General features: G+C 66.2%; 23 protein-coding genes. 12 read left to right on the top strand and 11 right to left on the bottom strand.

Annotation, left to right across the window (positions count from 1 at the left end; all coding sequences use genetic code 11):
- The first annotated feature begins 9 nt into the window (after positions 1-9).
- The 11 genes from AC5RWA_RS03465 to asd all read left to right on the top strand — a co-directional run bounded on the left by AC5RWA_RS03465 (position 10) and on the right by asd (position 9,198).
- A complete protein-coding gene (locus AC5RWA_RS03465; RefSeq protein WP_494056578.1) occupies positions 10-978 on the top strand; it encodes an NUDIX hydrolase in 969 nt (322 codons plus the stop codon).
- A 121-nt stretch (positions 979-1,099) separates the two neighbouring features.
- The gene (locus AC5RWA_RS03460) at positions 1,100-2,671 is read left to right on the top strand and encodes a hypothetical protein (protein ID WP_494056577.1); all 1,572 of its coding nucleotides are present in this window, start codon (positions 1,100-1,102) and stop codon (positions 2,669-2,671) included.
- Positions 2,668-3,057, top strand: coding sequence for a GntR family transcriptional regulator (locus AC5RWA_RS03455; RefSeq protein WP_494056576.1), 390 nt, complete (start codon positions 2,668-2,670; stop codon positions 3,055-3,057). The genes AC5RWA_RS03460 and AC5RWA_RS03455 overlap by 4 nt, the downstream gene beginning before the upstream one ends.
- 37 nt (positions 3,058-3,094) lie before the next feature.
- Complete coding sequence (locus AC5RWA_RS03450; RefSeq protein WP_079596638.1) at positions 3,095-3,898, top strand: thymidylate synthase; 804 nt, start codon at positions 3,095-3,097, stop codon at positions 3,896-3,898.
- Positions 3,895-4,479: a dihydrofolate reductase gene (locus AC5RWA_RS03445; RefSeq protein WP_494056575.1), complete on the top strand. Its 585-nt coding sequence runs from the start codon at positions 3,895-3,897 to the stop codon at positions 4,477-4,479. The genes AC5RWA_RS03450 and AC5RWA_RS03445 overlap by 4 nt, the downstream gene beginning before the upstream one ends.
- Positions 4,480-4,483: 4 nt before the next feature.
- Positions 4,484-4,702, top strand: coding sequence for an NF038396 family protein (locus tag AC5RWA_RS03440; RefSeq protein ID WP_115525250.1), 219 nt, complete (start codon positions 4,484-4,486; stop codon positions 4,700-4,702).
- Between the two features lie 120 nt (positions 4,703-4,822).
- Positions 4,823-5,794, top strand: coding sequence for a WXG100 family type VII secretion target (locus AC5RWA_RS03435; RefSeq protein WP_494056574.1), 972 nt, complete (start codon positions 4,823-4,825; stop codon positions 5,792-5,794).
- A 28-nt stretch (positions 5,795-5,822) separates the two neighbouring features.
- Positions 5,823-6,482, top strand: a complete 660-nt coding sequence (locus AC5RWA_RS03430; RefSeq protein ID WP_494056573.1) for a hypothetical protein — start codon at positions 5,823-5,825, stop codon at positions 6,480-6,482.
- Positions 6,483-7,090: 608 nt separating this feature from the next.
- The gene (locus tag AC5RWA_RS03425; RefSeq protein WP_494056572.1) at positions 7,091-7,525 is read left to right on the top strand and encodes a hypothetical protein; all 435 of its coding nucleotides are present in this window, start codon (positions 7,091-7,093) and stop codon (positions 7,523-7,525) included.
- Positions 7,526-7,540: 15 nt separating this feature from the next.
- Positions 7,541-7,957, top strand: a complete 417-nt coding sequence (locus AC5RWA_RS03420) for a hypothetical protein (protein ID WP_494056571.1) — start codon at positions 7,541-7,543, stop codon at positions 7,955-7,957.
- A gap of 110 nt (positions 7,958-8,067) precedes the next feature.
- Positions 8,068-9,198 carry an aspartate-semialdehyde dehydrogenase gene (gene asd, locus AC5RWA_RS03415; RefSeq protein ID WP_494056570.1) on the top strand — a complete coding sequence of 377 codons (1,131 nt, stop codon included), beginning with the start codon at positions 8,068-8,070 and terminating at the stop codon, positions 9,196-9,198.
- A 67-nt stretch (positions 9,199-9,265) separates the two neighbouring features.
- Here asd and AC5RWA_RS03410 read toward each other — a convergent pair whose 3' ends face one another.
- Positions 9,266-10,234: a hypothetical protein gene (locus AC5RWA_RS03410; protein WP_494056569.1), complete on the bottom strand. Its 969-nt coding sequence runs from the start codon at positions 10,232-10,234 to the stop codon at positions 9,266-9,268.
- A gap of 169 nt (positions 10,235-10,403) precedes the next feature.
- On the bottom strand, positions 10,404-11,516 hold the full coding sequence (locus AC5RWA_RS03405) for a winged helix DNA-binding domain-containing protein (protein WP_494056568.1): 1,113 nt from the start codon (positions 11,514-11,516) through the stop codon (positions 10,404-10,406).
- A 55-nt stretch (positions 11,517-11,571) separates the two neighbouring features.
- On the opposite strand from AC5RWA_RS03405, the gene AC5RWA_RS03400 reads away from it, so the two are divergent.
- Complete coding sequence (locus AC5RWA_RS03400; protein ID WP_494056567.1) at positions 11,572-12,063, top strand: hypothetical protein; 492 nt, start codon at positions 11,572-11,574, stop codon at positions 12,061-12,063.
- Here AC5RWA_RS03400 and AC5RWA_RS03395 read toward each other — a convergent pair.
- From AC5RWA_RS03395 to AC5RWA_RS03355, 9 genes are all read right to left on the bottom strand, one after another.
- The gene (locus AC5RWA_RS03395) at positions 12,044-13,111 is read right to left on the bottom strand and encodes a UDP-N-acetylmuramate dehydrogenase (RefSeq protein WP_494056566.1); all 1,068 of its coding nucleotides are present in this window, start codon (positions 13,109-13,111) and stop codon (positions 12,044-12,046) included. The genes AC5RWA_RS03400 and AC5RWA_RS03395 overlap by 20 nt on opposite strands.
- 22 nt (positions 13,112-13,133) lie before the next feature.
- Positions 13,134-14,411, bottom strand: a complete 1,278-nt coding sequence (locus AC5RWA_RS03390; RefSeq protein WP_494056565.1) for an MFS transporter — start codon at positions 14,409-14,411, stop codon at positions 13,134-13,136.
- Positions 14,412-14,418: 7 nt separating this feature from the next.
- The gene (locus AC5RWA_RS03385) at positions 14,419-14,856 is read right to left on the bottom strand and encodes a MaoC family dehydratase (RefSeq protein WP_494056564.1); all 438 of its coding nucleotides are present in this window, start codon (positions 14,854-14,856) and stop codon (positions 14,419-14,421) included.
- A gap of 2 nt (positions 14,857-14,858) precedes the next feature.
- Entirely contained in the window at positions 14,859-15,320 is a 462-nt protein-coding gene (locus AC5RWA_RS03380) for an FAS1-like dehydratase domain-containing protein (RefSeq protein WP_494056563.1), read from the bottom strand.
- A 53-nt stretch (positions 15,321-15,373) separates the two neighbouring features.
- Positions 15,374-15,598: a DUF3188 domain-containing protein gene (locus AC5RWA_RS03375; RefSeq protein WP_275727684.1), complete on the bottom strand. Its 225-nt coding sequence runs from the start codon at positions 15,596-15,598 to the stop codon at positions 15,374-15,376.
- A gap of 20 nt (positions 15,599-15,618) precedes the next feature.
- The gene (locus AC5RWA_RS03370) at positions 15,619-16,560 is read right to left on the bottom strand and encodes a DUF2797 domain-containing protein (protein WP_494056562.1); all 942 of its coding nucleotides are present in this window, start codon (positions 16,558-16,560) and stop codon (positions 15,619-15,621) included.
- Positions 16,561-16,589: 29 nt separating this feature from the next.
- Complete coding sequence (locus AC5RWA_RS03365) at positions 16,590-17,453, bottom strand: HpcH/HpaI aldolase/citrate lyase family protein (protein ID WP_079596621.1); 864 nt, start codon at positions 17,451-17,453, stop codon at positions 16,590-16,592.
- A gap of 166 nt (positions 17,454-17,619) precedes the next feature.
- Positions 17,620-18,561: an aldo/keto reductase gene (locus AC5RWA_RS03360; protein ID WP_494056561.1), complete on the bottom strand. Its 942-nt coding sequence runs from the start codon at positions 18,559-18,561 to the stop codon at positions 17,620-17,622.
- 16 nt (positions 18,562-18,577) lie between these two features.
- Positions 18,578-20,290 carry a glycoside hydrolase family 13 protein gene (locus AC5RWA_RS03355; RefSeq protein WP_494056560.1) on the bottom strand — a complete coding sequence of 571 codons (1,713 nt, stop codon included), beginning with the start codon at positions 20,288-20,290 and terminating at the stop codon, positions 18,578-18,580.
- Positions 20,291-20,313: the final 23 nt, after the last annotated feature.

Here is a 20,313-nt window from a genome sequence, read left to right as displayed (position 1 = left end):
GCAGCTGTTTTGTCGAGCGATGCACTCGTAGCAGACCAGACAGACCATCCGGGGGAACCAGTAGCAGTAACTGCTGCGGGCGCCCTGCCATGGCGGGTCAGCAAGGACAAGCTTGAAGTCCTGCTGATCCACCGTCCCCGCTATGACGACTGGTCGTGGCCCAAGGGCAAAATCGACGACGGCGAGACCGTCCCCGAATGCGCCCTCCGGGAAGTCCGGGAAGAGATTGGCCTGGACGCGCCCCTGGGGATTCCCCTGCCGCCCATCCACTACCACGTGGCGTCCGGCCTGAAGGTGGTCTACTACTGGGCGGTCAAGGTCAACGGAGCCACGCTTGTTCCCGACGGCAAGGAGGTGGACAGCGTGATGTGGTGCGACCCGGAGAAGGCGGCCACGCTGCTGTCCAACCCCTCCGACGTCGTACCTCTGCAGTACCTGCGCGAAGCCCACGAACGCGGCGAGCTGAACACCTGGCCGCTCGTGGTGGTCCGCCACGCCAAAGCCAAACCGCGCTCGTCCTGGACCAAGGCCGAAGGCGAGCGGCCGCTCGCAGCGACGGGAACACGGCAGGCGCAGGCAGTCGGCCGGCTGCTGCAGGCGTGGAAGCCGCCGCGCGTGGTGACCAGTCCCTGGCTGCGGTGCGTGGCCACGGTGGCACCCTATGCGAAGGCCGCGGGTGCCAAGGTCAAGATGGCCGAGGCGCTGACGGAACACCGTCACGAGCGCAGCCCGAAGAAGACCGCGGCGGTCATCGAGTCGCTGTTCGACAAGCAGCGGGCGGTGGCCGTCTGCACGCACCGCCCGGCACTTCCCACGGTGTTCGCGCAGCTTGCGAAGCACATGCCCGGAGCCCTGCGCAGCCTCCTGCCGTCCGAGGAGCCGTACCTTTCGCCGGGTGAACTGGTGGTGTGCCATGTGGCGTCCGGCGGGAAGAACCGGATCGTCGCCGTCGAGCAGTTCAAGCCATTCGACGACTAGCACCCCCAAGCCTGCTTGACCCGTCCAGCTTTGTATCAAATACTCGATACAAAGTTGCACGAATCTGGGGGATGATGTGCCGGGCAGCGACGCCATTGCCGTTTTTACCAACGTTCCACCGATGGCGGTCCTGTGGCCGTTCCTGCTGGCAGCGGGGATCTATGTGCTGCTTCGCTGGGTCATTCGGGCCCCGGGCGGCGGAGCCACGCCCGTATCGGCTGCGCAGCACGCCTCTTGGGTGGGCTTTATCGGCTGGCTGGCGAGCTCGCTGCAGCCCGCTGCCAATGCCGGCATCCTGCCGGTTCCCTCGCGAGGTTCCACAGCCGGCACGGTGGATATCCTTCCAGCTCTGGCCTGGCCGGTGCTGGGCTGCCTGGCCGTCCACGCCATCGGCCAGCTGAGCTATCCCGGCCCACGGCTCCCCCGTCGCCGGGCAACCCTGGACGTGCGGAGGGTGCGTGACTTCCTGCCCCGGCCCCTTGCCTGGACAGTCCTCGCAATTTTCGTTGCCGCCGCTGGGCAGATCGCCTGGACTGCCACCCTCCCCGGCTTCGCACCGGTCCCTTATGAATACCGCCCCGCCCCGGACAACCAGTACGTCACCTACGGCGCAGACGGCCGCATCCCCGGTGTCGAACTGGCCGCCTACTTGGGCGGCGCGCTGATCATCCTGGCCGCGGGAACCTGGCTAGTCCTTGCGCTGATCACGCACCGCAGGCAGCTTGAGCCGCTGACGCCTGAGGACAATGGCCTCCTGCGGACCATCGCCATGAACCGCCTGCTGCGCACAGTGGCCACCATCGCCTCCGGACTCGGGGCCATCGCGGGCAATCACGCGGCGCGCCCGGACCCCTTCGACGGTACCGGCAGCTGGTTCAACCCGGCCGGCTTACTGAACCTAGCTGTCCTGCTGGCCATGTGGTGGTGGGCGCCGCCCAAGCTGTCCGGCGGGGTGCCGGGCCGGGTCCTGCGCATAGACCGGCACCCGGCCACCAAACTTGCGGTGTCGATCGGCCCGGCCATGGGGCTCGCGGTGCTGGTTCCGGTGCTGGCCGCATTGCTTATTCCGGCTGCCGTCATCGACCATCCCGCACTGTTCGTTGCAGTCTCCGCCGCCGTAGTCCTCGCTGTTGTTGCTGCGGGCGAGATGCTTCTCCACCGCAACTACGGGGACCCTGGCGAGCCACGCCACTGGCCGCGGCAGCCGGTGTCGCCTGCCATGCTCAGCACGGCGATTGCGGCTGCTGCCGTCCTGGTGGGCGTAACAATAATTGTCGCGGTCCGCCAGTCCGAACTCGCCCTGCCGGCGTCGTGGGGCGCAACAGCCTGGACCAGCGCAGCCGTCGCCGTATTCTCCGTGCTCCCGCTTGCCATGGTCCGGCGGCGCCACAGCATCCCCGATCCGGTTCCCGGCCTGGACGCCGCCCTCCGCGCAATCTCGCTGCACCGCCTGGTCCGGACGCTGGCCGCGTTCTTCACGGTGCAGGCGGGCGTGCTGCTGATGGCCACCGGACGCGAGCTTCAGGCCGAGTACCCTTTGGGCCCGGTGCTGTGGGACAACGCGTGGCAGGCGGCGCCGGGCGTCGGAATCCTCCTGGCAGCCGCGGGCGCGGTGATTGCCGTGATTCCCGTCCGCGGCATCGCCGCCACGTGGGCCGCCAAGCCCGCCCCCGCACCGGAACCGGTGACGTGAGCGCCGGCATCATCATCGACCTCCGGTCCGCCACGCCGCCCTACGAGCAGATCCGGTCACAGATTAGTTCGTTAGTGGCAGTCGGCGACCTGGCGCCCGGCAGCCAGCTGCCGACGGTCAGGAGCCTGGCTGCAGATCTTGGCGTTGCCGTGGGAACGGTGGCCCGGGCGTACAAAGAACTTGAGGCCGCCGGTGTTGTTGAATCACGACGGCGGGGCGGCACCATTGTTGCCGGTGTCGCCGCGGGTGCCGGGGACGCAGTCCCGGCGCCGGTCCCGGAGGAGGTGACTGCCGCCGTCGACCGTTACATCGACGCCGGGCGGAAAGCGCAACTCAGCGACGAGGTCCTGCTGAACCTGCTTCGTGGCAGGCTGAGAAGGAAATGATGCAGGAAGGGCAGAACCACCCCGATAGACTTGGGGCGTGAGCATTCCAACGCCTTATGAAGACCTCCTGCGCGATGTCCTGGCCTCAGGCACGCACAAGTCGGACCGCACGGGGACCGGAACCACCAGTGTTTTCGGGCGCCAGCTGCGCTTTGACCTGACGAAAAGCTTCCCGCTGATCACCACCAAGCGGGTCCACTTCAAGTCCGTGGCGGTGGAGCTCCTGTGGTTCCTGCGCGGCGAAACCAACGTGAAGTGGATGCAGGACCAGGGCGTCACCATCTGGAATGAGTGGGCCGACGCGGACGGCGACCTGGGTCCGGTGTACGGCGTGCAGTGGCGCAGCTGGCCCACTCCGGACGGCGGCCACATCGACCAGATCGCGGAGCTGGTGGAGAACCTCAAGTCCAACCCGGACTCGCGCCGGCATATCGTGTCCGCCTGGAATGTCTCGGAACTGAACGACATGGCACTTCCGCCGTGCCACGCGTTCTTCCAGTTCTACGTCGCCGACGGCAAGCTGTCCTGCCAGCTGTACCAGCGCTCCGCGGACATGTTCCTGGGTGTGCCGTTCAATATCGCCTCCTACGCCCTGCTCACATGCATGGTGGCCCAGCAGGTGGGACTGGAGCCCGGCGAGTTCATCTGGACCGGCGGCGATGTGCACATCTACGAGAACCACATGGACCAGGTCCTCAAGCAGTTGGAGCGGGAGCCGTACGATTACCCTCAGCTGAAGATCAACCGCAAGCCGGCCTCGATCTTTGACTACACCCTGGAAGACTTCGAAGTGGTGGGCTACCAGCACCACCCCACGATTAAGGCGCCGATCGCAGTATGAGCACCGAAAACTTCACGGATCCGCAGTCCTTCACCGAAGAGCTGGCCGCCTCGGTCACCGGCGTTGGGCTGGTGTGGGCCCAGACCCCCGACGGCGTCATCGGCAAGGACGGGGACATGCCCTGGCACCTTCCGGAGGACCTCAAACACTTCACCCGGCTGACCACCGGGCACCCGGTCATCATGGGCCGCAAGACCTGGCTGTCCTTCCCGGAAAAGTACCGCCCCCTGCCCGGGCGCACCAACATCGTCATCACCCGGCAGAAAAGCTGGGCCGACACGCCTGAGGCGGAGGGCGCCGTCGTAGTTCCTTCCCTCGATGACGCGCTGCTGGAGTCCCAGTTCGTCGAGGGCGGCGACACGGTCTGGATCCTGGGCGGTGGGGAGATTTTTCGCCAGTCCACCGATCTCGCCAACGTCGCGGTGGTCACCACCATCGATGTGGAGGCCGACGGCGACACGTTCGCCCCCGAGCTTGGCACCAGTTGGGAGGCTTCGGCCTCCGTCCCGCCGGACGGCTGGCTGACCGCCGCCAACGGCACCCGCTACCGATTCACCAAATGGTCAAGGACCGAGGGCTAGGAACGTGCTGAAGAAACCTGAAACCCTCTTTGTCCTGGGGTACATGCTGCTCCCCCTGCTGGCGCTCCTGTCCGCGATCGTTGGGCTCACCATGATCCTGGGCGGCAACAAAATCGCCGGGGCGATCGTGCTGGTGGTGGTGACGCAGGTGTTCGCCTTCGGCGCCTTCTTCGCGCTGCGTGCCCGGAAAGCGGCTGTGCTGGAGGAGACCAAGCGGGGCTGAGCCGGTCTGCGCTGCAGTCCGCATGGGGAGCTCACCCCATCGCGGCTGGTCTGATGCTGTCCTAGGCTGGGTGCTGCCGCGCTACGGGACGGCGGTTCAAAATATTGGGGGGGATGCCTGGTGGCAGGAACTTTGTGGGGCGCCGACGTCGAGCAACTGCGCAATCTGGCGCGGGAGCTGGGACGAACGTCGGATTCGCTGCTGCAGCAATCAACATCGCTGGGCAGCGCCATCAACAACAATTCGTCCTGGAAGGGCCAGGATGCCGTCAGGTTCCGGTCGGAGTGGAACGGCACGCACCGTACGCTCCTCCAGCAAACGGCATTGGCGCTGAAGCAGGAGTCCGCGAAGCTGCTGGAACACGCCAATCAGCAGGAGAATGCGAGCAACAGCGGCGGTTCACCAGCCGGAATGTCGGGTGGCGGTGGAACCGGCGCGGGAAACTCGGGCCCCGCGGGCCCTTGGGGTCCTGAATGGCTTTCCAACGGTGATTCGCCCTTCCGCCGGGGCTGGGATGCGTACAACGGTGTGCTGGGCCTAAAAACCGTTCCACTAGGTGTCCGCGACATCACGAACTTCGTAAGTGTTTATGGAGACGAGGTTGCGGACGCTCCCGGAAAGATCTGGCAGAGAGCACTTTGGGATACGGCTGAACGACAAGACGCCCTGCGGGGCTTCTTCTCAGGCACGCCGGATCTTCTGAGCGCAAAATTCGGCGATTTCGCTCAAATGACCCGTGGTATTGACGGGGCCGAAATTGGAAAATACGCCAAGTTTGGACTCAATTCCGCCGGCCATGCGCTGGGTGTGGTGAGCGTCGGACTTGATGGGCTGGACACAGTCAATGCCATCCAAGCAGGTGAAACCGGCGATGCAATTCGTTCGGGAACGAAGGCAGTATTAGGTGCTCTATCCTTCGCACCTCCACCCATTGGCGTCTCATGCATGGTGATCAGCGGTGCCTGGGCGGCAGTGGAGCTGATCCCCGGTGCCGAGGATGCCATCGACGATACTTTCGACGGTCTCGGCAACTTCTTCGAGGACGGCGCCAAGAACGTCAGCGATGGCGTGAAAAACTTCTTCGGCTGGTAGAGATGGCCGTGTTGAGAGGAAAGCAACAATGACGGAAATACGGAATGCCGAAGATTACTCGTTGGGGTTCGGCATCGCAGACATGGCCTACGTTCTACAACTCCAGGACACACCAGCTTCGCTAACCAGCACAGAGCAGTTCCGGCTTCTCGATGAATCCAAAGACGCTGGACTCGTTCGGGCCGGGCTGTCCTCCCTGATTGCCCGAGGGCTCGCCGAGGTGGGGCAGGATTCCGTCGTTACCTTTGATCCCCGTGTGGACGCTGTCGCCTACACGGTGGCCAATGCCGTGCGGTGGACCCAGTTGGATCTCCTTCGCTCCAGCGAATTGGGTGACAGCGTACTGCATGTGGAGGCCGACAGAACCAGGTTGCTCTTTCAGCCGCGGACCATGCTGACGTGGTTTGCAGTGCCTCAGGATTCCACTGTGTCGGCGGAACGGGCTGAAGTGTTTCTGATCAGCGAGCACCTTCGGGACCACCCGAACGGCGGGGTCCGTATCAGGACTGCAGGCCCGGGCGGAACCGCCGAACTCCTCGTTCGACGGGATAAGGACAACTGGGTATGCGCCTCGGTTGCAGGGGGCGTTGTTGGCGACCAGACATCCGTTGAGGATGAAGCGGGCTTAATTAACGTTCTCGGTGCAGTGCGCGCCTCCTCTGCTGGATGGGATGGCAATGGAAAGTAAGACGGCAGGACGAATAAGAAGCGATCGCAAGTATTTCTTCGCCCAAGATACGGACCGCAGAATTTTCGCGTACACGGAAGCAGAATGGGGCGCTGGCGGGGCCCAGCCTTTCGGCAATTACACCGCACGCAGCATCGCCAGCATGTCGTTGCTGGTTGCCGTGTTAACGGTCCCGGCTCTCTTGGGTCCCGTTTTGCTGATCATAAGCGTCGCTGGCCTACACCTCGGTGCCATGCTGTTTTCGTTGGTATTCACCGTCCTGTGCACCGGCGGTTGGCTTCTCACGATCCGGTCCCTCCGGGGAGAACTGCGTGCACGTCGGCTTCGCAGGGAACGTGGCTTGCCCCGTCCCTCAGTAGTTGTCACCGACGACCAGGCGCGTGAATGGTTTACTGCCCGCCCCGGTTCCGTCGCGGTCACCCGAGATAACTTCCCTGAAAGTACATACCCCTTTCCAGGGGAACCCACCTAAGCCTCGTCTGCTCCATCATCTTCACTGGCGGCTGGTTCTGGGTGTTGTACAGCCGACCAACCGCCTTGCTCTCGCCGCGGCGAGGTGCAGGTCTCAACGGTGCTGAACCGCATTCAATCGATTCGACAGGACTCGCGTGCAGAACGGCATTCCAGGCAGCAATGCGGGTAGCGGCCCCAACTCGGACGGCCAAGTCCGTGCCTACCACGAACAGGCGCTGGCACGCGGGGAAAAGAGGGTCCTGTTCCGGACCGTGGAGGGCAGACTTCACAGCTACGCCAAAGATGAACTCGGAGTGGTTACTGCCAGTTCCCACGCCCAAGTGCGGTCCGCCGTCGGCTTTCTTGTGCTGGCGGTTTTCTTCGCCGCCGTCGCGGTCTTTTCTATCGTGCTGGTGGCGGGACCTACCAGTACAGGCCAGGAACCGCTGTGGAGCGCCCTGTTCCTGACCGCGGCCGGGGTGGGTGGCACCCTTTACGCTATTCGGATGGCGAAGGTGGCCTCAACGGCCAAGCGCCTCCGGGCCGAGCGGGGAATCCCGGAACCAACAGCCAAGCAATTCGACTGGTAGGGGGACAGCCTGCTGATGGTTTTCAATCGAGAAGCTGAGCGGCGAAACGACGCCGTGTATGCCGAGCACAAGGAGGCGCTGTCACGGGGAGAAAAACGCGTCCTCCGGAGGACCGCAACCGGCGAACTGCACAGTTATCCTGCGGACGAGATCGGTTTCTCGCCGGGCCGGGGCCAAGCGCAGGTCCGGACATGGTGGGGCATGGGAATTGTGTCTGCCGTCTTAGGGCTTTTAGTCATCCTTTCATTGGTAATTCTTCTGGTCCCGGCGGGAAGCGGCGGGCAGCCCTTCTGGGGCGCCTTGTTCCTCACCGCGCTGGGAGGATTCGGGGCGTGGTACACCTTCAGCATGGCCCGTGACGAGTACCGGGCCAAGAAGCTGCGGAAAGAGCGGAAGGCGCCCGAACCAGGCGCAGGACACGTCTCACGGTGACCCGCTGGCCGGGCATTGGTAGGCAGTCGGTGCGTGCCGCCGTCGTCTGTTCCGTTCAGGAGTGACGTAACCGACTGCGCCCAGCCGGTTCCAAAGTCTAAACTGGACGGATGACTACAGCAGCTACCCCTTCCGTCGGCCTGGTCGGATGGCGCGGCATGGTCGGTTCCGTCCTCATGCAGCGCATGCAGGACGAGGGCGACTTCGCCAACATCAACCCGGTGTTCTTCTCCACCTCCAACGCGGGAGGTGCCGCGCCGTCCTTCGCTGACGGCGCCGGCAAGCTCGAGAACGCGTTTGACGTCGACACCCTCGCGAAGCTGCCCATTATTGTCACCGCCCAGGGCGGCGACTACACCAAGCAGGTCCACGGCGAACTCCGCAGCCGCGGCTGGGACGGCCTCTGGATCGACGCCGCCTCCACCCTGCGCATGAACGACGACTCGATCATCGTCCTGGACCCCATCAACCGCGACGTCATCGACAAGGGCCTGGTCAACGGCACCAAGGACTTCATCGGCGGCAACTGCACCGTGTCCTGCATGCTGATGGGCCTCGGCGGCCTGTTCAAGAACAACCTGGTGGAGTGGGGCACCTCCATGACCTACCAGGCTGCCTCTGGCGGCGGCGCCCGCCACATGCGCGAGCTGCTCGGCCAGTTCGGCACGCTCAACTCCCAGGTCAGCACGGAACTGGACGACCCGGCGTCGGCCATCCTGGACATCGACCGCAAGGTCCTCGCCCACCAGCGCACGGACATCGACGCCACCCAGTTCGGCGTGCCGCTGGCCGGCTCCCTGATCCCCTGGATCGACGCGGACCTGGGCAACGGCCAGTCCAAGGAAGAGTGGAAGGCCGGGGTTGAGACCAACAAGATCCTGGGCACCTCCGAGGAAAACCGCGTGATCATGGACGGCCTCTGCGTCCGCATCGGCGCCATGCGCTCGCACTCCCAGGCCCTCACCCTCAAGCTCCGCGAGGACCTGTCCGTCGCCGAGATCGAGAAGCTCCTGGCTGAGGACAACGAATGGGCCAAGGTGGTTCCCAACACCAAGGAAGCCTCCATGGCCGAGCTCACGCCCGTCGCAGCCTCCGGCACCCTAGACATCCCGGTGGGCCGCATCCGCAAGATGGAGATGGGCCCGCAGTACATCAGCGCCTTCACCGTGGGCGACCAGCTCCTCTGGGGCGCCGCCGAGCCGCTGCGCCGCATGCTCAACATCGCCACCGGCACCCTGTAACCCTCCAGCAGCCTCACAAGCGGCCCTGACCCGCATAACCGGTGCTGTCCAGCACCGGTTATGCGGGTCAGGACCGCTTTTGCATGCCGGGCGTGCGGTCGAGGAAAGTGATCAGGCGCTCCTTGAGCTCTCTCGGCCGGTCCAAGTGCTTCCAGTGCAGCCGGAGTACGCGCCACCCGGTTTCCACCAGGGCGTTTTCCCGCCGGCGCTCTGCGAGCAACACTTCTTCTGCTGGTTTGTAATCCGTGTACTTGGCTGTGCCATCGAACTCGATGATCACTCGGGACTCCGGATCGGCGAAGTCCGCCCGGAAGAGCCCTTCAGAAGTCGGAACCTCAACCTGCGGGGTAAAAGTCTGCAGGCCAAATGAATGCAGCATCAGCCTGGTCCGGGTTTCCCCCGCTGATTCCGACCGGCCGTCCAACACATTCAGCAGGTCGAGTGCTCGGCGGCTCCCCCGCTTGGCTGGGGTCTCGGACAGGAGTCTGTGCATCGCGTGCACCGAAGCTCCTTTGCGCAGCGCATGATCACCTATAACCGCGGCCTGGTCCAGCGGCAAAATGCGGGCACAGTCCAGCACCGTCCTCTCCAAACTGGTGGTGAGCATATCCCGGCCATCGGGCGTCCGGATCGTGGTCAATTCCCTGTCAGTCAGAGGAAGCCGATGAGCCTTGACGTCGCTTCCTGCGCTGCCCGGCGAATTCGCGTACTGGGTTGTCACATGGACCATCGGCCCTGCGTTCCACAGATAACAGGAGTGCAGCCGTGCGGCGCTGATGTGGCTGTACCGGGCCTGGCCGCCGGTCGATTCATAGTGCGCCGTAATCAGCAGCCGATCCCGGTCCCACGGCTTGAGGGTGTTCCAATACGCTCGTTGAACATAAGCTCCGCGCCGTAGCCGGAGCAACATGCCGCTGCGCACACCCGCAGTCATTACGCGCTCATCGATTCCTGCCCTGGCCAATTGCAGAGTGGAGGCCACGGCCGTACCGGGCCACCGCTCGTCAATCAGGGCCTTCAATTTCTTGGGTTCCATGCTCCACAGATTGCCGGGACGCTTGGACCCTCGTCAGCGTCGGGATTGCCTATGTGGACAGCGTTAGATGCATGAGCGGCTCCACCCCGCACAACCGGCGCTGGACAGCACCGCTTGTGCGGGGCAGAGCCGGTTTTGCGTTGGTGAGCTCTTGCGTTGCGGCGTGCGATCAGGAGTTGAGGAACTCCAGGTAGCGCTGGGCGGCTTTGGCGAAGGCAGCCTGGGCTGCCGGGCCGAGCGGCCGGGACGGGTCAAAGAGTTGGGGTACGACGGCGGCGCGCTGGCCTTTGCCCTCGACGGCCCAGGTGCCAACCACCTCTCCCCCGGCCACCAGGGTTTTCTTGAACACGCCGTTCCCGCCCGGAACGATCTTGTTGGCATGCTCCGGCGGGAGGACCAGGCTCCGGTCCGTGTACCCGAGCAGGAACTCGTCGAAACCGGGCAGCAGCAGGACCGAGCGCGAGCCCGGGACGCCGGTATCCAGCAGACCCGCCGTCTCATGCGACATCCAGTAGCTGGCACCCTCGAACTCGAGTTCCACCAGCCCGCCCCGGATCATTTCAAGAGCAGCCCGGACCTCGGTCAGCGGAATCTGCGTCCACCAGGCGAAGTCACGGACAGTCGCCGGGCCGTGGCTCCGGAAGTAGCGGAGCAGGAATTCCGCGACAGCCTCCGCCCGGTTAAGACGGCGCGAATCGGGAATCCAGTCGTCGAAGGCCACGATCAGCTGCTGGTTCCCGGCCAGCGGTCCCTGCACCAGCCACCCGTGCCGGCACAGCGTTCCCAGGATGTGGATGCCCCGCTGCCCCTGGGTGGGCTGCCCGCCGTCGTCGAACACCTTGAACAGACCATTGCGGCTGACCGGGCCTTCAGTGGAGATCGCGGCCAGGGCGATGTCACGGCACTTCTCAACGTCGGCCCACGTGATTCCCAGTTCGCGGTGCCGGGCGGCGATGCCCTTGGTAAGGCGGTCCGCAGTCAGCTCCAGCATCCAGCGCAGGTCCTCCGGTGCCACCAGGTGCAGCGTGCCCCGCATCGGCCAGGAACGCACGATCGTCCCCGCATTGATGGCAGCCCGCACGTCGCTGACACCGGAACCGGTGAGCCGCACGCCCACCGCCCACAGGGCCGCCTGCAGGTCCTGCGCCTGCATCGCCGTCATCCAGCGCACCACGCCGCCTGCCGAGTCCGGCCGTTCCCCCGCACCAAGCAGCCCCTGCGAGGCCAGGCGCAGCCTGCCCAACACCTTGCGGTCAACACGCTTTCCCACCTGTGCAGCCATGCCCTTCATCCTAGGGTCGGGGCGGGGTCCGCAAAACGGCGGTTAGGGTAGGAGCATGACTTTGGGGAGTTTGTGGCAGTTGCTCGCGCGTAAAACCAGAACATGGATGATCGGCGGGACCGTCTGCGTCCTGGCAGGAACCGCGGTGGGCCTGCTCTCCCTCGCGGCGTTTTTGGACAGCGGCCAGTCCGAGCCCCAGCTGCTGCTCCCCTCGCTCGCGCTGAGCCTGGGCGGCGGATATGCCGTATTGTTCCCCGGCATCGGTGTCAGCCCCGGCGGCGTCCGTATCCACCGGGACTGGCGCCGGCACCCCCGTGCAGGCCAGATCCTCTGGGTCCTGTCACTGGCCGTCGCCGTGGCGGGCCTGGTGACCTGCATCCTTTCGGGTGCATCGGATCCCCTGGCGCCCGGGCTGCTGGTCTGGCTTTTCATGGGGATCTACCTGGTCCTCACCGGATGGGCCTCGGCCCTCATGGGAGCAGCCGAGGTCCTGCGGCACAAGGAAGCCCCGGACAAGCCGCTGGAGGCTACAGCTGCAGGCCGATAAGCAGCGGTTCCGGATGCAGCTCGATGCCAAAGCGGCGTACGACGCCGGCACGCACCTCGCGTGCAACGGCCACCACGTCCGCGGCGCTGGCTGAGCCGCGGTTGGTGATGGCGAGCGTGTGCTTGGTGGACAGCGAGGCCCGTCCCCCGGACACACTGTCCGCTGCCAGGCCAAAGCCCTTGGCGAAGCCGGCCTGGTCAATCAGCCAGGCTGCGGAGAGCTTCACCAGCCCGTCAGCACCCGCCGGGTACCGCGGCGCGGACTCCGGCAGCGCCTCGGCCACCTCGGCCGGAACGATGGGGTTGGTGAAGAACGAGCCCGTGGAGTAGGTGTCCCTGTCCGCGGAATCCCACACCATGCCTTTGGAGGCGCGCAGCCTCAAGACCTCGCGGCGCACGTCGTTGGCGTAGGCGCGTTTTCCGGGCTCCACACCCAGCGACCGTGCCAGCTCCGCATAGCGGATGGGGGCACTCATCCGGCCCAGGGGAAGCTGGAACTCCACGGTCAGCACCACGTAGCGGGGCGAGCCGTTGACGGTGGTCTGCTTGAGGATGGAATCCCGGTACCCGAACTTGAGCTCGGAGTTGGTGAAGGTTTTTACAGCATTCCGCTCGCGGTCCCAGGTACGCACCGCGGCGATGGTCTGGGAAACATCGGCACCATAGGCACCAACGTTCTGCACGGGTGTGGCACCGGTGGAACCCGGGATGCCGGCCAGCGCTTCAATCCCGGCCCAGGCGTGCAGCACCGCATGCTCAACCAGCTTGTCCCAGTTGTGGCCCGCCTGGACCACCACGGCCACACCGCCGCAGGAGTCCTCCGCATTCACGGTGAATCCTTCGGAGGCGATTTTCACGACGGTCCCGGGGAACCCGTCGTCGGAAATCAGGAGGTTGGACCCGCCGCTGATGATCAGGACCTGTTCGCCTGCCGCATCGGCCGTGCGGACGGCGTCGATGATTTCGGCCTCGGTGCGCGCCTCGATGAAGGAGCCGGCAGGGCCTCCGACGGCGGACGTGGTCAGGGAGGAGAGCAGGGTGGGAGTCACCAGACCACAATACTAGGGAAAGTCAGGCAAGCTTCCGGGCCACCGGCGAGAGCAGGAAGCTCACCACCAGCATCACCATCACGGCCAGCAGGGAATGCAGGATGCCCACGTGCTCGGCGAGCAGGCCCAGCAGCGGCGGCCCGCAGAGGAACGCCCCGTACCCGATAGTGGAAACCACCGACACCCGGGCGGCGGCCTTGGCGGGATCGTCCGCCGCAGCGGACATACCTACGGGGAAACCGAGGGACGCTCCCAGGCCCCACACCGCCAGCCCGGCAAAAGCCAGCCAGGGAACCGGCGCGAAGACAAAAACGCCGAGCCCGAACACGGCGAGGGCGGCGCACCAGCGCATCACCGGCACCCGGCCGAAGCGGTCCAGGACCAGGGTCCCGGCAAAGCGCCCGATGGTCATGAACGTGACGAAGAGGCCATAACCGGCAGCGCCAGCGGCGTCGGTTTGCCCGTGACCGTCAGCCAGGGCCAGTGCCACCCAGTCCCCCGCCGCGCCTTCCGCCAGGGCGAGGCCCAGCACCAGCACGCCCAGGAGCAGGGTCCGCCGGTCCCGCCAGGCCTGGGCGATCTTGCGTTTGTTGTCCAGCGGAGCGTCTTCCGGGCCAGCGCCTGCCGGAATGACGGGGATGGGGCCGGTGGTGGGATCCTCGAAGTTGTCCGGGGCGTAGGTCCGCTCCCCTGCCACGGGGGTGACGTCCGCGCGGAACCAGGCTGCCGCCGTTGCCACCGAGACGGCGACCACCACCCCGGCTGCGCCCAAATGCCAGGACACGGGCACGGACAGCGCGGCGGCTCCCGCACCCAGTCCTGCCCCGGCTACTGTCCCCAGGCTGAAGGCGCCGTGCAGCCGGGGCATGATGTGCCGGCCAACGGCCCGCTCCACCGAGGCGCCCTCGACGTTGGACGCCGTGTTCCAGCTGCCGGTCCCCAGTCCGATGACGGCCAGCCCGATAGCGGTTGCCACAGGGCTGGACAGGACCGAGGTGCCAAGCCCGGCCAGCAGAAGGCCGGTCCCCACCAGGATGCTGCCGGTCCTGATGGTCCTCTTGGATCCCAGCCGAAGCACGATCAGCCCGGACGCGGAGACGGAGGCAAACGATCCCAGGGTCATGCACAGCAGGAGGACCCCGATGTTGCCCGGGGTGAGGTCCAGCGCGTCACGGATGGCCGGCAGCCGGGAGACCCATGAGGCAAACGCCAGGCCGCTGGCAGCGTAGGCCACCACCACGGCGTTGCGCCAATGCGTCACCTCGGCGGTGGTGGCCCCTGTTGTTGCCCGTGAGGTCAAGGGGCGCTCAGGAAAGCTTGACGACGGCCTGGGCCTTCATCAGGACTTTTTGCCCGGCCGAGACCACGGTGAGGTCAACGCGGGCGGTGCCGGCATCGGCGTCGAGCTTTCCGATGGTGCCGCTGACCTCGATAGTGGCCCCCGGTTCTTCGGTCCCGGTGGTGTCCGTGACCAGGACCGGCTTGGTGAAGCGGGTCTGGAAGTCGACGACGGCGGCCGGGTCACCGGCCCAGTCGGTGACCAGCTGGACGGCCGAGCCCATGGTGAACATGCCGTGGGCGATGACGCCGGGCAGTTCCACGCCGGTGGCGAAGGCCTCGTTCCAGTGAATGGGGTTGAAGTCGCCGGAGGCACCGGCGTACTTGACCAGGTCCGTCCTGGTGACCTCGATGGTGCGGCTGCCGATCTCCTGGCCGGCGCTGAGTTCGGTGAAACTGGGGCTCATGGCTACTGTCCCTCTCCGCGGACCAGGATGGATGACGTGGTGGTGGTGACCGGTTCTTTGGAATCGTCGGCCGCCAGGGCAAAGATTTCGGAGCGCGTGGTGATCATCGCGCCGCCGCCCATGGCCCTGACGCCGTCCACGTGCAGTTCGGCCACGAGCCGGTCGCCGGCGACGATGGGCCGGTGGTGGGTGAAGCGCTGGTCCGCGTGGACCACGCGGGAGAAGTCGATGCCGGCTTCCGGATCCTCGATGAGCTGCGCGTCCGCGCGCTGGGCGATGATGATCGCGAAGGTGGGCGGGGCCACCAGGTCGCTGTGGCCCAGGGCCTTGGCTGCATCCACGTCGAAGTGTGCAGGGTGGGTGGCTTTGACGGCACGGGCGAACTCGCGGATTTTCTCGCGGCCAACGTCGTACACCTCTGCGGCAGGGTAGCTTCGGCCCTGCAGATCCGGATTGATAGTCATGGCTTCAACCCTATCGCCCGCCTGTCAGGGGGCAGAAAACCGGGTAGAAACAGCTACCGGCGCAGGTTCTTGCGGATGGCCTGGCCGCGGACCACAATGCCGGCGATGTGCAGGAGCAGGCCCAGCCCGATCAGCGGCAGCGACGCGGTGGCCAGTCCCTGATTGCCGCTGGTGTTGCCCACCAGGTTCAGGATGATGCCGACGGCGATCAAGCCCATCGCGCTGAAGACCAGGACTTTGTAGCGGGTTGGCGCGGTGGCCCAGAATTCGTTCAGCACCGTCCCAGTTTAGCGGCTGCCTAGAACAGGGCTTCCTGCACGGCCGGCACGTCCGAAGCGAAGTCCCCCAGGACGATGGTGCGTGCCGCCAGTTGGCCCAGGTTCACCACGAACTCAGCGTCGGTCCCGTCCAGCCGGGCCAGCGCGTTGGGTCCGCTGAGCGCCGCAATATGAAAGCCGTGCCGCCCGCTGTCCAGCGGATACGGGTAGGCGTGGCGGGCCGCGGGGACGCAAAGGCGGGAGGCCTGTGCCGGACGCACCCACTGCTCGTCCACAACGGCAAAGCCCTCGACGGCGGCGCGCGCCAGCAGGCCGCGGACCCCGCCGGCATGCCGGGCGTTGAGGGCGTCCAGTTCGGCTGGGGCGAGCGGCTGCAGCAGCGCCTCCGACTTCGCGGCGGACCGCACCTGCTGCGCCAGCCCGGCTTCGGCCGTCACCAGGTCCTCCAGGATCCGCACCACGCGGCCGTCCTGTGCCCTGGCCACGTACCTGGCCGTCACGGCGCCCTGCTCTGCGAGCCGGTGCCATTTCCGGGGCCCGGACGCCGTTCCCACCTTGCTGCTGCCGCCGGCGAAGGTGGCCACATACAGCCAGTGCTCCTGCATCAGGTAGTCCCGCAAGCCGGGGGTGACGCGGCCGCCGCGGTGAAAGTCGTGGATCAGCCGGGACTCGTCGAGCGTGAAGCAGCGTTCGCACTGCTTGCCCCTGGCCGCCGGGGCGCCGGCCGTACACAGGATATGGTCACGGCGCGTGGACGAGTGGACGCGAAGGTGGCCCAGGCAGGACCTGCCGTGCTCAACGACGTGGAAGCCGAGCCGGGCACCCGGGTGGAGGCTGAGCTGCCGGAAGTTCCCGGAAGGTGACTGAAGGCGCAGAACCGGGGCGCCGCCGTCGTACTCCGTTGCGGAAGCCGGCGGCCCATCCCAAAAGACCCCGTGGACCAGATAGCGGGTATCGGTCACGGGGTCTCCTGGAGTGGAAAGCGGGGCGGCTACAGCGCCGGCTGCACGCCGAAGGCTACCGCGAGCTTCATGATCTTTTCGGCGCGGCCCAGGCGGGGCAGGTCGGAGCCGTCGCGGATGACGCGGCCGTTGGCTTCGAAGTCGGCCATGAAGTCGGTGGCCCAGGCGACGTCGGACGGCGTGGGGCTGATGACCTCGTTGATGACGGGGGTCTGGTCGATGGCCAGGCAGAGCTTGCCGGTCATGCCCATCATCACCGTGATGCCGGTCTGCTCGCGCAGGATGGGGTGGTTGGTGCCGACGGTGGGACCGTCGATGGGGCCCGGCAGGTTGCCGACGCGGCTGGCGACGACAAGCTTGGCGCGGGGGTAGGCCATGGCCTCGGCGGTGGCGGCCATGCCGGTGTCGCGGCGGAAGTCGCCGGAGCCGAAGGCCAGGCGGAAGGCGCCCTGGGCCTTGGCGATGTGGTTGGCTTCCTCGATGCCCAGGGCGGATTCCACCAGCGGGATGACGGGGGTCTTGCCGTCCATGCGGTGGAAGCTCTCGGTCACCTGGTCCGCTGATTCGGTCTTGGCGAGCATGACGCCCAGGAGCCCGGGCGTGCCGCGCAGGCCGGCGAGGTCATCAGCCCAGAAGCGGCTGGTGGCATCGTTGATGCGGACCCAGGCCTTGCCGCCGGCCGTGAGCCAGTCCACCACGTTGTTGCGCGCCTGGTCCTTCTGCGACGGGTCCACGGCATCTTCAATATCCAGGATGATCGAGTCGGCGCGGGAGACTGCCGACTGGTCGAAGAGCTCGGGCTTCATGGCATTGACCAGGAGCCAGGAGCGGGCAATCTCTGCGGGGATATTGCGTTCGGGCCGTACAGTTTCGGCGGCGATGGTAGACGTCATGTATCTACCGTATCCGCCCGGCAAGCAGCACGTCGAAGAAAACGGCCGGCATGTGAGGTTCAATACGAACTAAACCCCATATGACTCAATCCTGATGAAAGGCAGGTAGCGGCAAGTGTCGTTATGGGGTTCCATAACGACACGTGCTGCCACCCGGTTGGGGAGGTCAGGGGATGTTGCTGCCCCGCGCCGTCACCCAGAGCCGGTACCAGTCGGCGCGCGTCAGCTCCCGGGCCACCCGGGAAGCGTCGGCACAGGCACGGATGCGCGCCGGGTTGACCGTCCCGATCACCGGGGCGATGCCCGCCGGGTGCTTCATCAGCCAGCCGAGCAGCACGGCCTCCCCGGAGGTGCCATGCTCCCCCGCCAGCCGGGCCACCAACTCGGAGGTGGCGGACTCCGCCGAGGTGGGGCTCTCCGGTTCCGCGCCGGTATAGAGCCCGCGGGCCAGCGAGCCGTACGCCTGCAGGGTAATGGAGTTGCGGGTGCAGTACTCCAGCGTGCCGTGCGGAAAGCTGTAGTCCAGGTGCTCGGGATGGTTGACCAGCACCTGGCTTTCCAGCCAGGCCCGCTTGAGCAGGCTCATCTCCAGCTGGTTTGCCACCACGGGCGTCTCCAGCCGGTCCTGCAGCACCTCGATCTGCGCGCCGGACATGTTGGACACACCCAGCTGCCGGACCTTGCCTTCAGCCATGAGCTGCCCGACGGCGGACGCCACCTCCGCCGGGTCCGCGAGGGGATCCGGGCGGTGCAGCAGGAGGATGTCCACGTAGTCCGTCCGCAGCCGTTCCAGGCTCCCGTTGACCCGCTCCAGGATGGCGTCACGGCTCAGGTCATAGTGGGTCTGCAGGCCCCGCTCGTTCAGCCGGATTCCGCATTTGGTCTGGAGCCTGATCCGGTCCCGCAGCCCCGGAGTGCCGGCCAGCACTTCGCCGAAGACCGCCTCGGACTTGCCGCTGCGGTAGATGTCCGCATGGTCGAAAAGCGTGATGCCGGCGTCCCGGGCGGCCTGGACGGCGGCAGCGGCCTCATCCACATGGCTGCTCCCATGCGGCTCGTCGGACCAGCTGCCGCCCAGGCCCATGCAGCCGTAAATCAGCTCCTGCAACGGATGACTTCCCGCATCAGCGCAGCCACGCGGTGGTGTTGGCCGGCAGCTTGCCGTCCTCGAGCGGGGCACTGCTGACCAGCACGGTTCCGGCAGGAAGGTCGACGGCGGTGTCCCCGAAGTTGGTCACTGACTGCCAGCCGTTGGGGCGGCGGAAGTGCAGGACCTCCGGGTTGCCGGCCTCGACCCATTCGAGTTCCTCGTCCGTCTGCAGTTCATGGCGCAGCTTCAGCGCGGTGCGGTACAGCTCCAGGGTGGAGCCTTCCGTCCCGTCCTGTGCCTCGACCGCGTACTTTCTGAACCAGTCCGGCTGGGGCAGGTGCGAGCCGCCCTCGCCGAACCCGAAGGAGGTTCCTTCCACCTTCCAGGGCAGCGGCACGCGGCAGCCGTCGCGGCCAATTTCCACTCCCTTGTTGCGGAAGAAGGACGGGTCCTGGCGCTCCGATTCCGGGATGTCCGCCACTTCCTGCAGCCCGAGCTCCTCGCCCTGGTACAGGTACGCGGATCCCGGGACGGCGAGCATCAGGAGCGTGGCCGCGCGGGCCCGGCGTTCGCCCAGCTCCACGTCCAGCTCCTCTGCGGGTCCGCCGGCGAGCAGCCAGTCCTTGCCGTCCTGGCCCTTGGTGTGCCCCTTGCCCTTGGACACCTGAGGCAACCCGTAGCGGGTGGCGTGGCGGACAACGTCGTGGTTGGAGAACACCCAGGTGGACGAGGCGCCGGTCGCGGCCGCTTCTGCGAGGTTGCGGGTGATGATCTCCTGGTATTCGGCGGCATCGAAATCGGCCTGCAGCAGGTCGAAGTTGAAGGCCTGGCCCAGGCCCTGCGGGCTGGCGTAGCGGGCGCGCCGGGTGGCGTGGACCCAGGCTTCCGCGACGGCCGTGCGGGGCGGGTTGTATTCGTTGAACACCTCGCGCCATTCGGCGTAGATTTCGTGGACTTCGTCGCGGTCCCAGAACGGGTGGGTGCCGTCGTCGAACCCGTCCACGCCGGTGTTGGCTGCACTCAGTTCGAGCTTGGAGAGCAGCGGCTCCGTGAGGTCCTTGGTGAGGGCGTGGGCCACGTCCACGCGGAAGCCGTCCACGCCGCGGTCCGACCAGAAGCGCAGGGTCTTGAGGAAGTCGTCCCGGATCTCCCGGTTGGACCAGTTCAGGTCCGGCTGCTCCTTGGCGAAAATGTGCAGGTACCACTGGCCGGGGGTGCCGTCCGGCTCGGTGATGCGCTCCCACGCCGGTCCGCCGAACACCGAGTCCCAGTCCGACGGCGGGAACTCACCGTTGGGGCCCTTGCCGTCACGGAAGATGTAGCGGTCGCGGGCCGGGGAACCCTTAGGGGACGCGAGGGCTTCCTGGAACCACTTGTGCCGGTCCGAGGAGTGGTTGGGCACGATGTCCGCGATCAGCTTGATGCCGGCGTCGTGCAGGGCCTTGGCCATCTCGTCGAAGTCGTCCAGGGTACCGAGCTTGGGATCCACATCGCGGTAATCGTCAACGTCGTAGCCGCCGTCGGCGAGCGCTGACGGGTAGAAGGGGCTCAGCCACATGGCGTCGATGCCCAGCGACTTCAGGTACGGGACCTTGGACGTGATGCCTTTCAGGTCGCCGATGCCGTCACCGTTCGAATCGGCGAAGCTGCGCGGATAGATCTGGTAGACGGACGCCTGGCGCCACCAGTTGGGATCGGCCGGACGGTCGGAGTCGGACAGGGTTGCCAGGGTGGCAGTGGTGGACAAGGGGTGATCCTTTTCTTCTGGTT

The sequence above is a fragment of the Arthrobacter sp. 210 2 genome, from assembly GCF_059093025.1.
The sequence above is the reverse complement of the archived record's forward strand: the minus strand, read 5'-3'. Positions and strand labels throughout refer to the sequence as shown.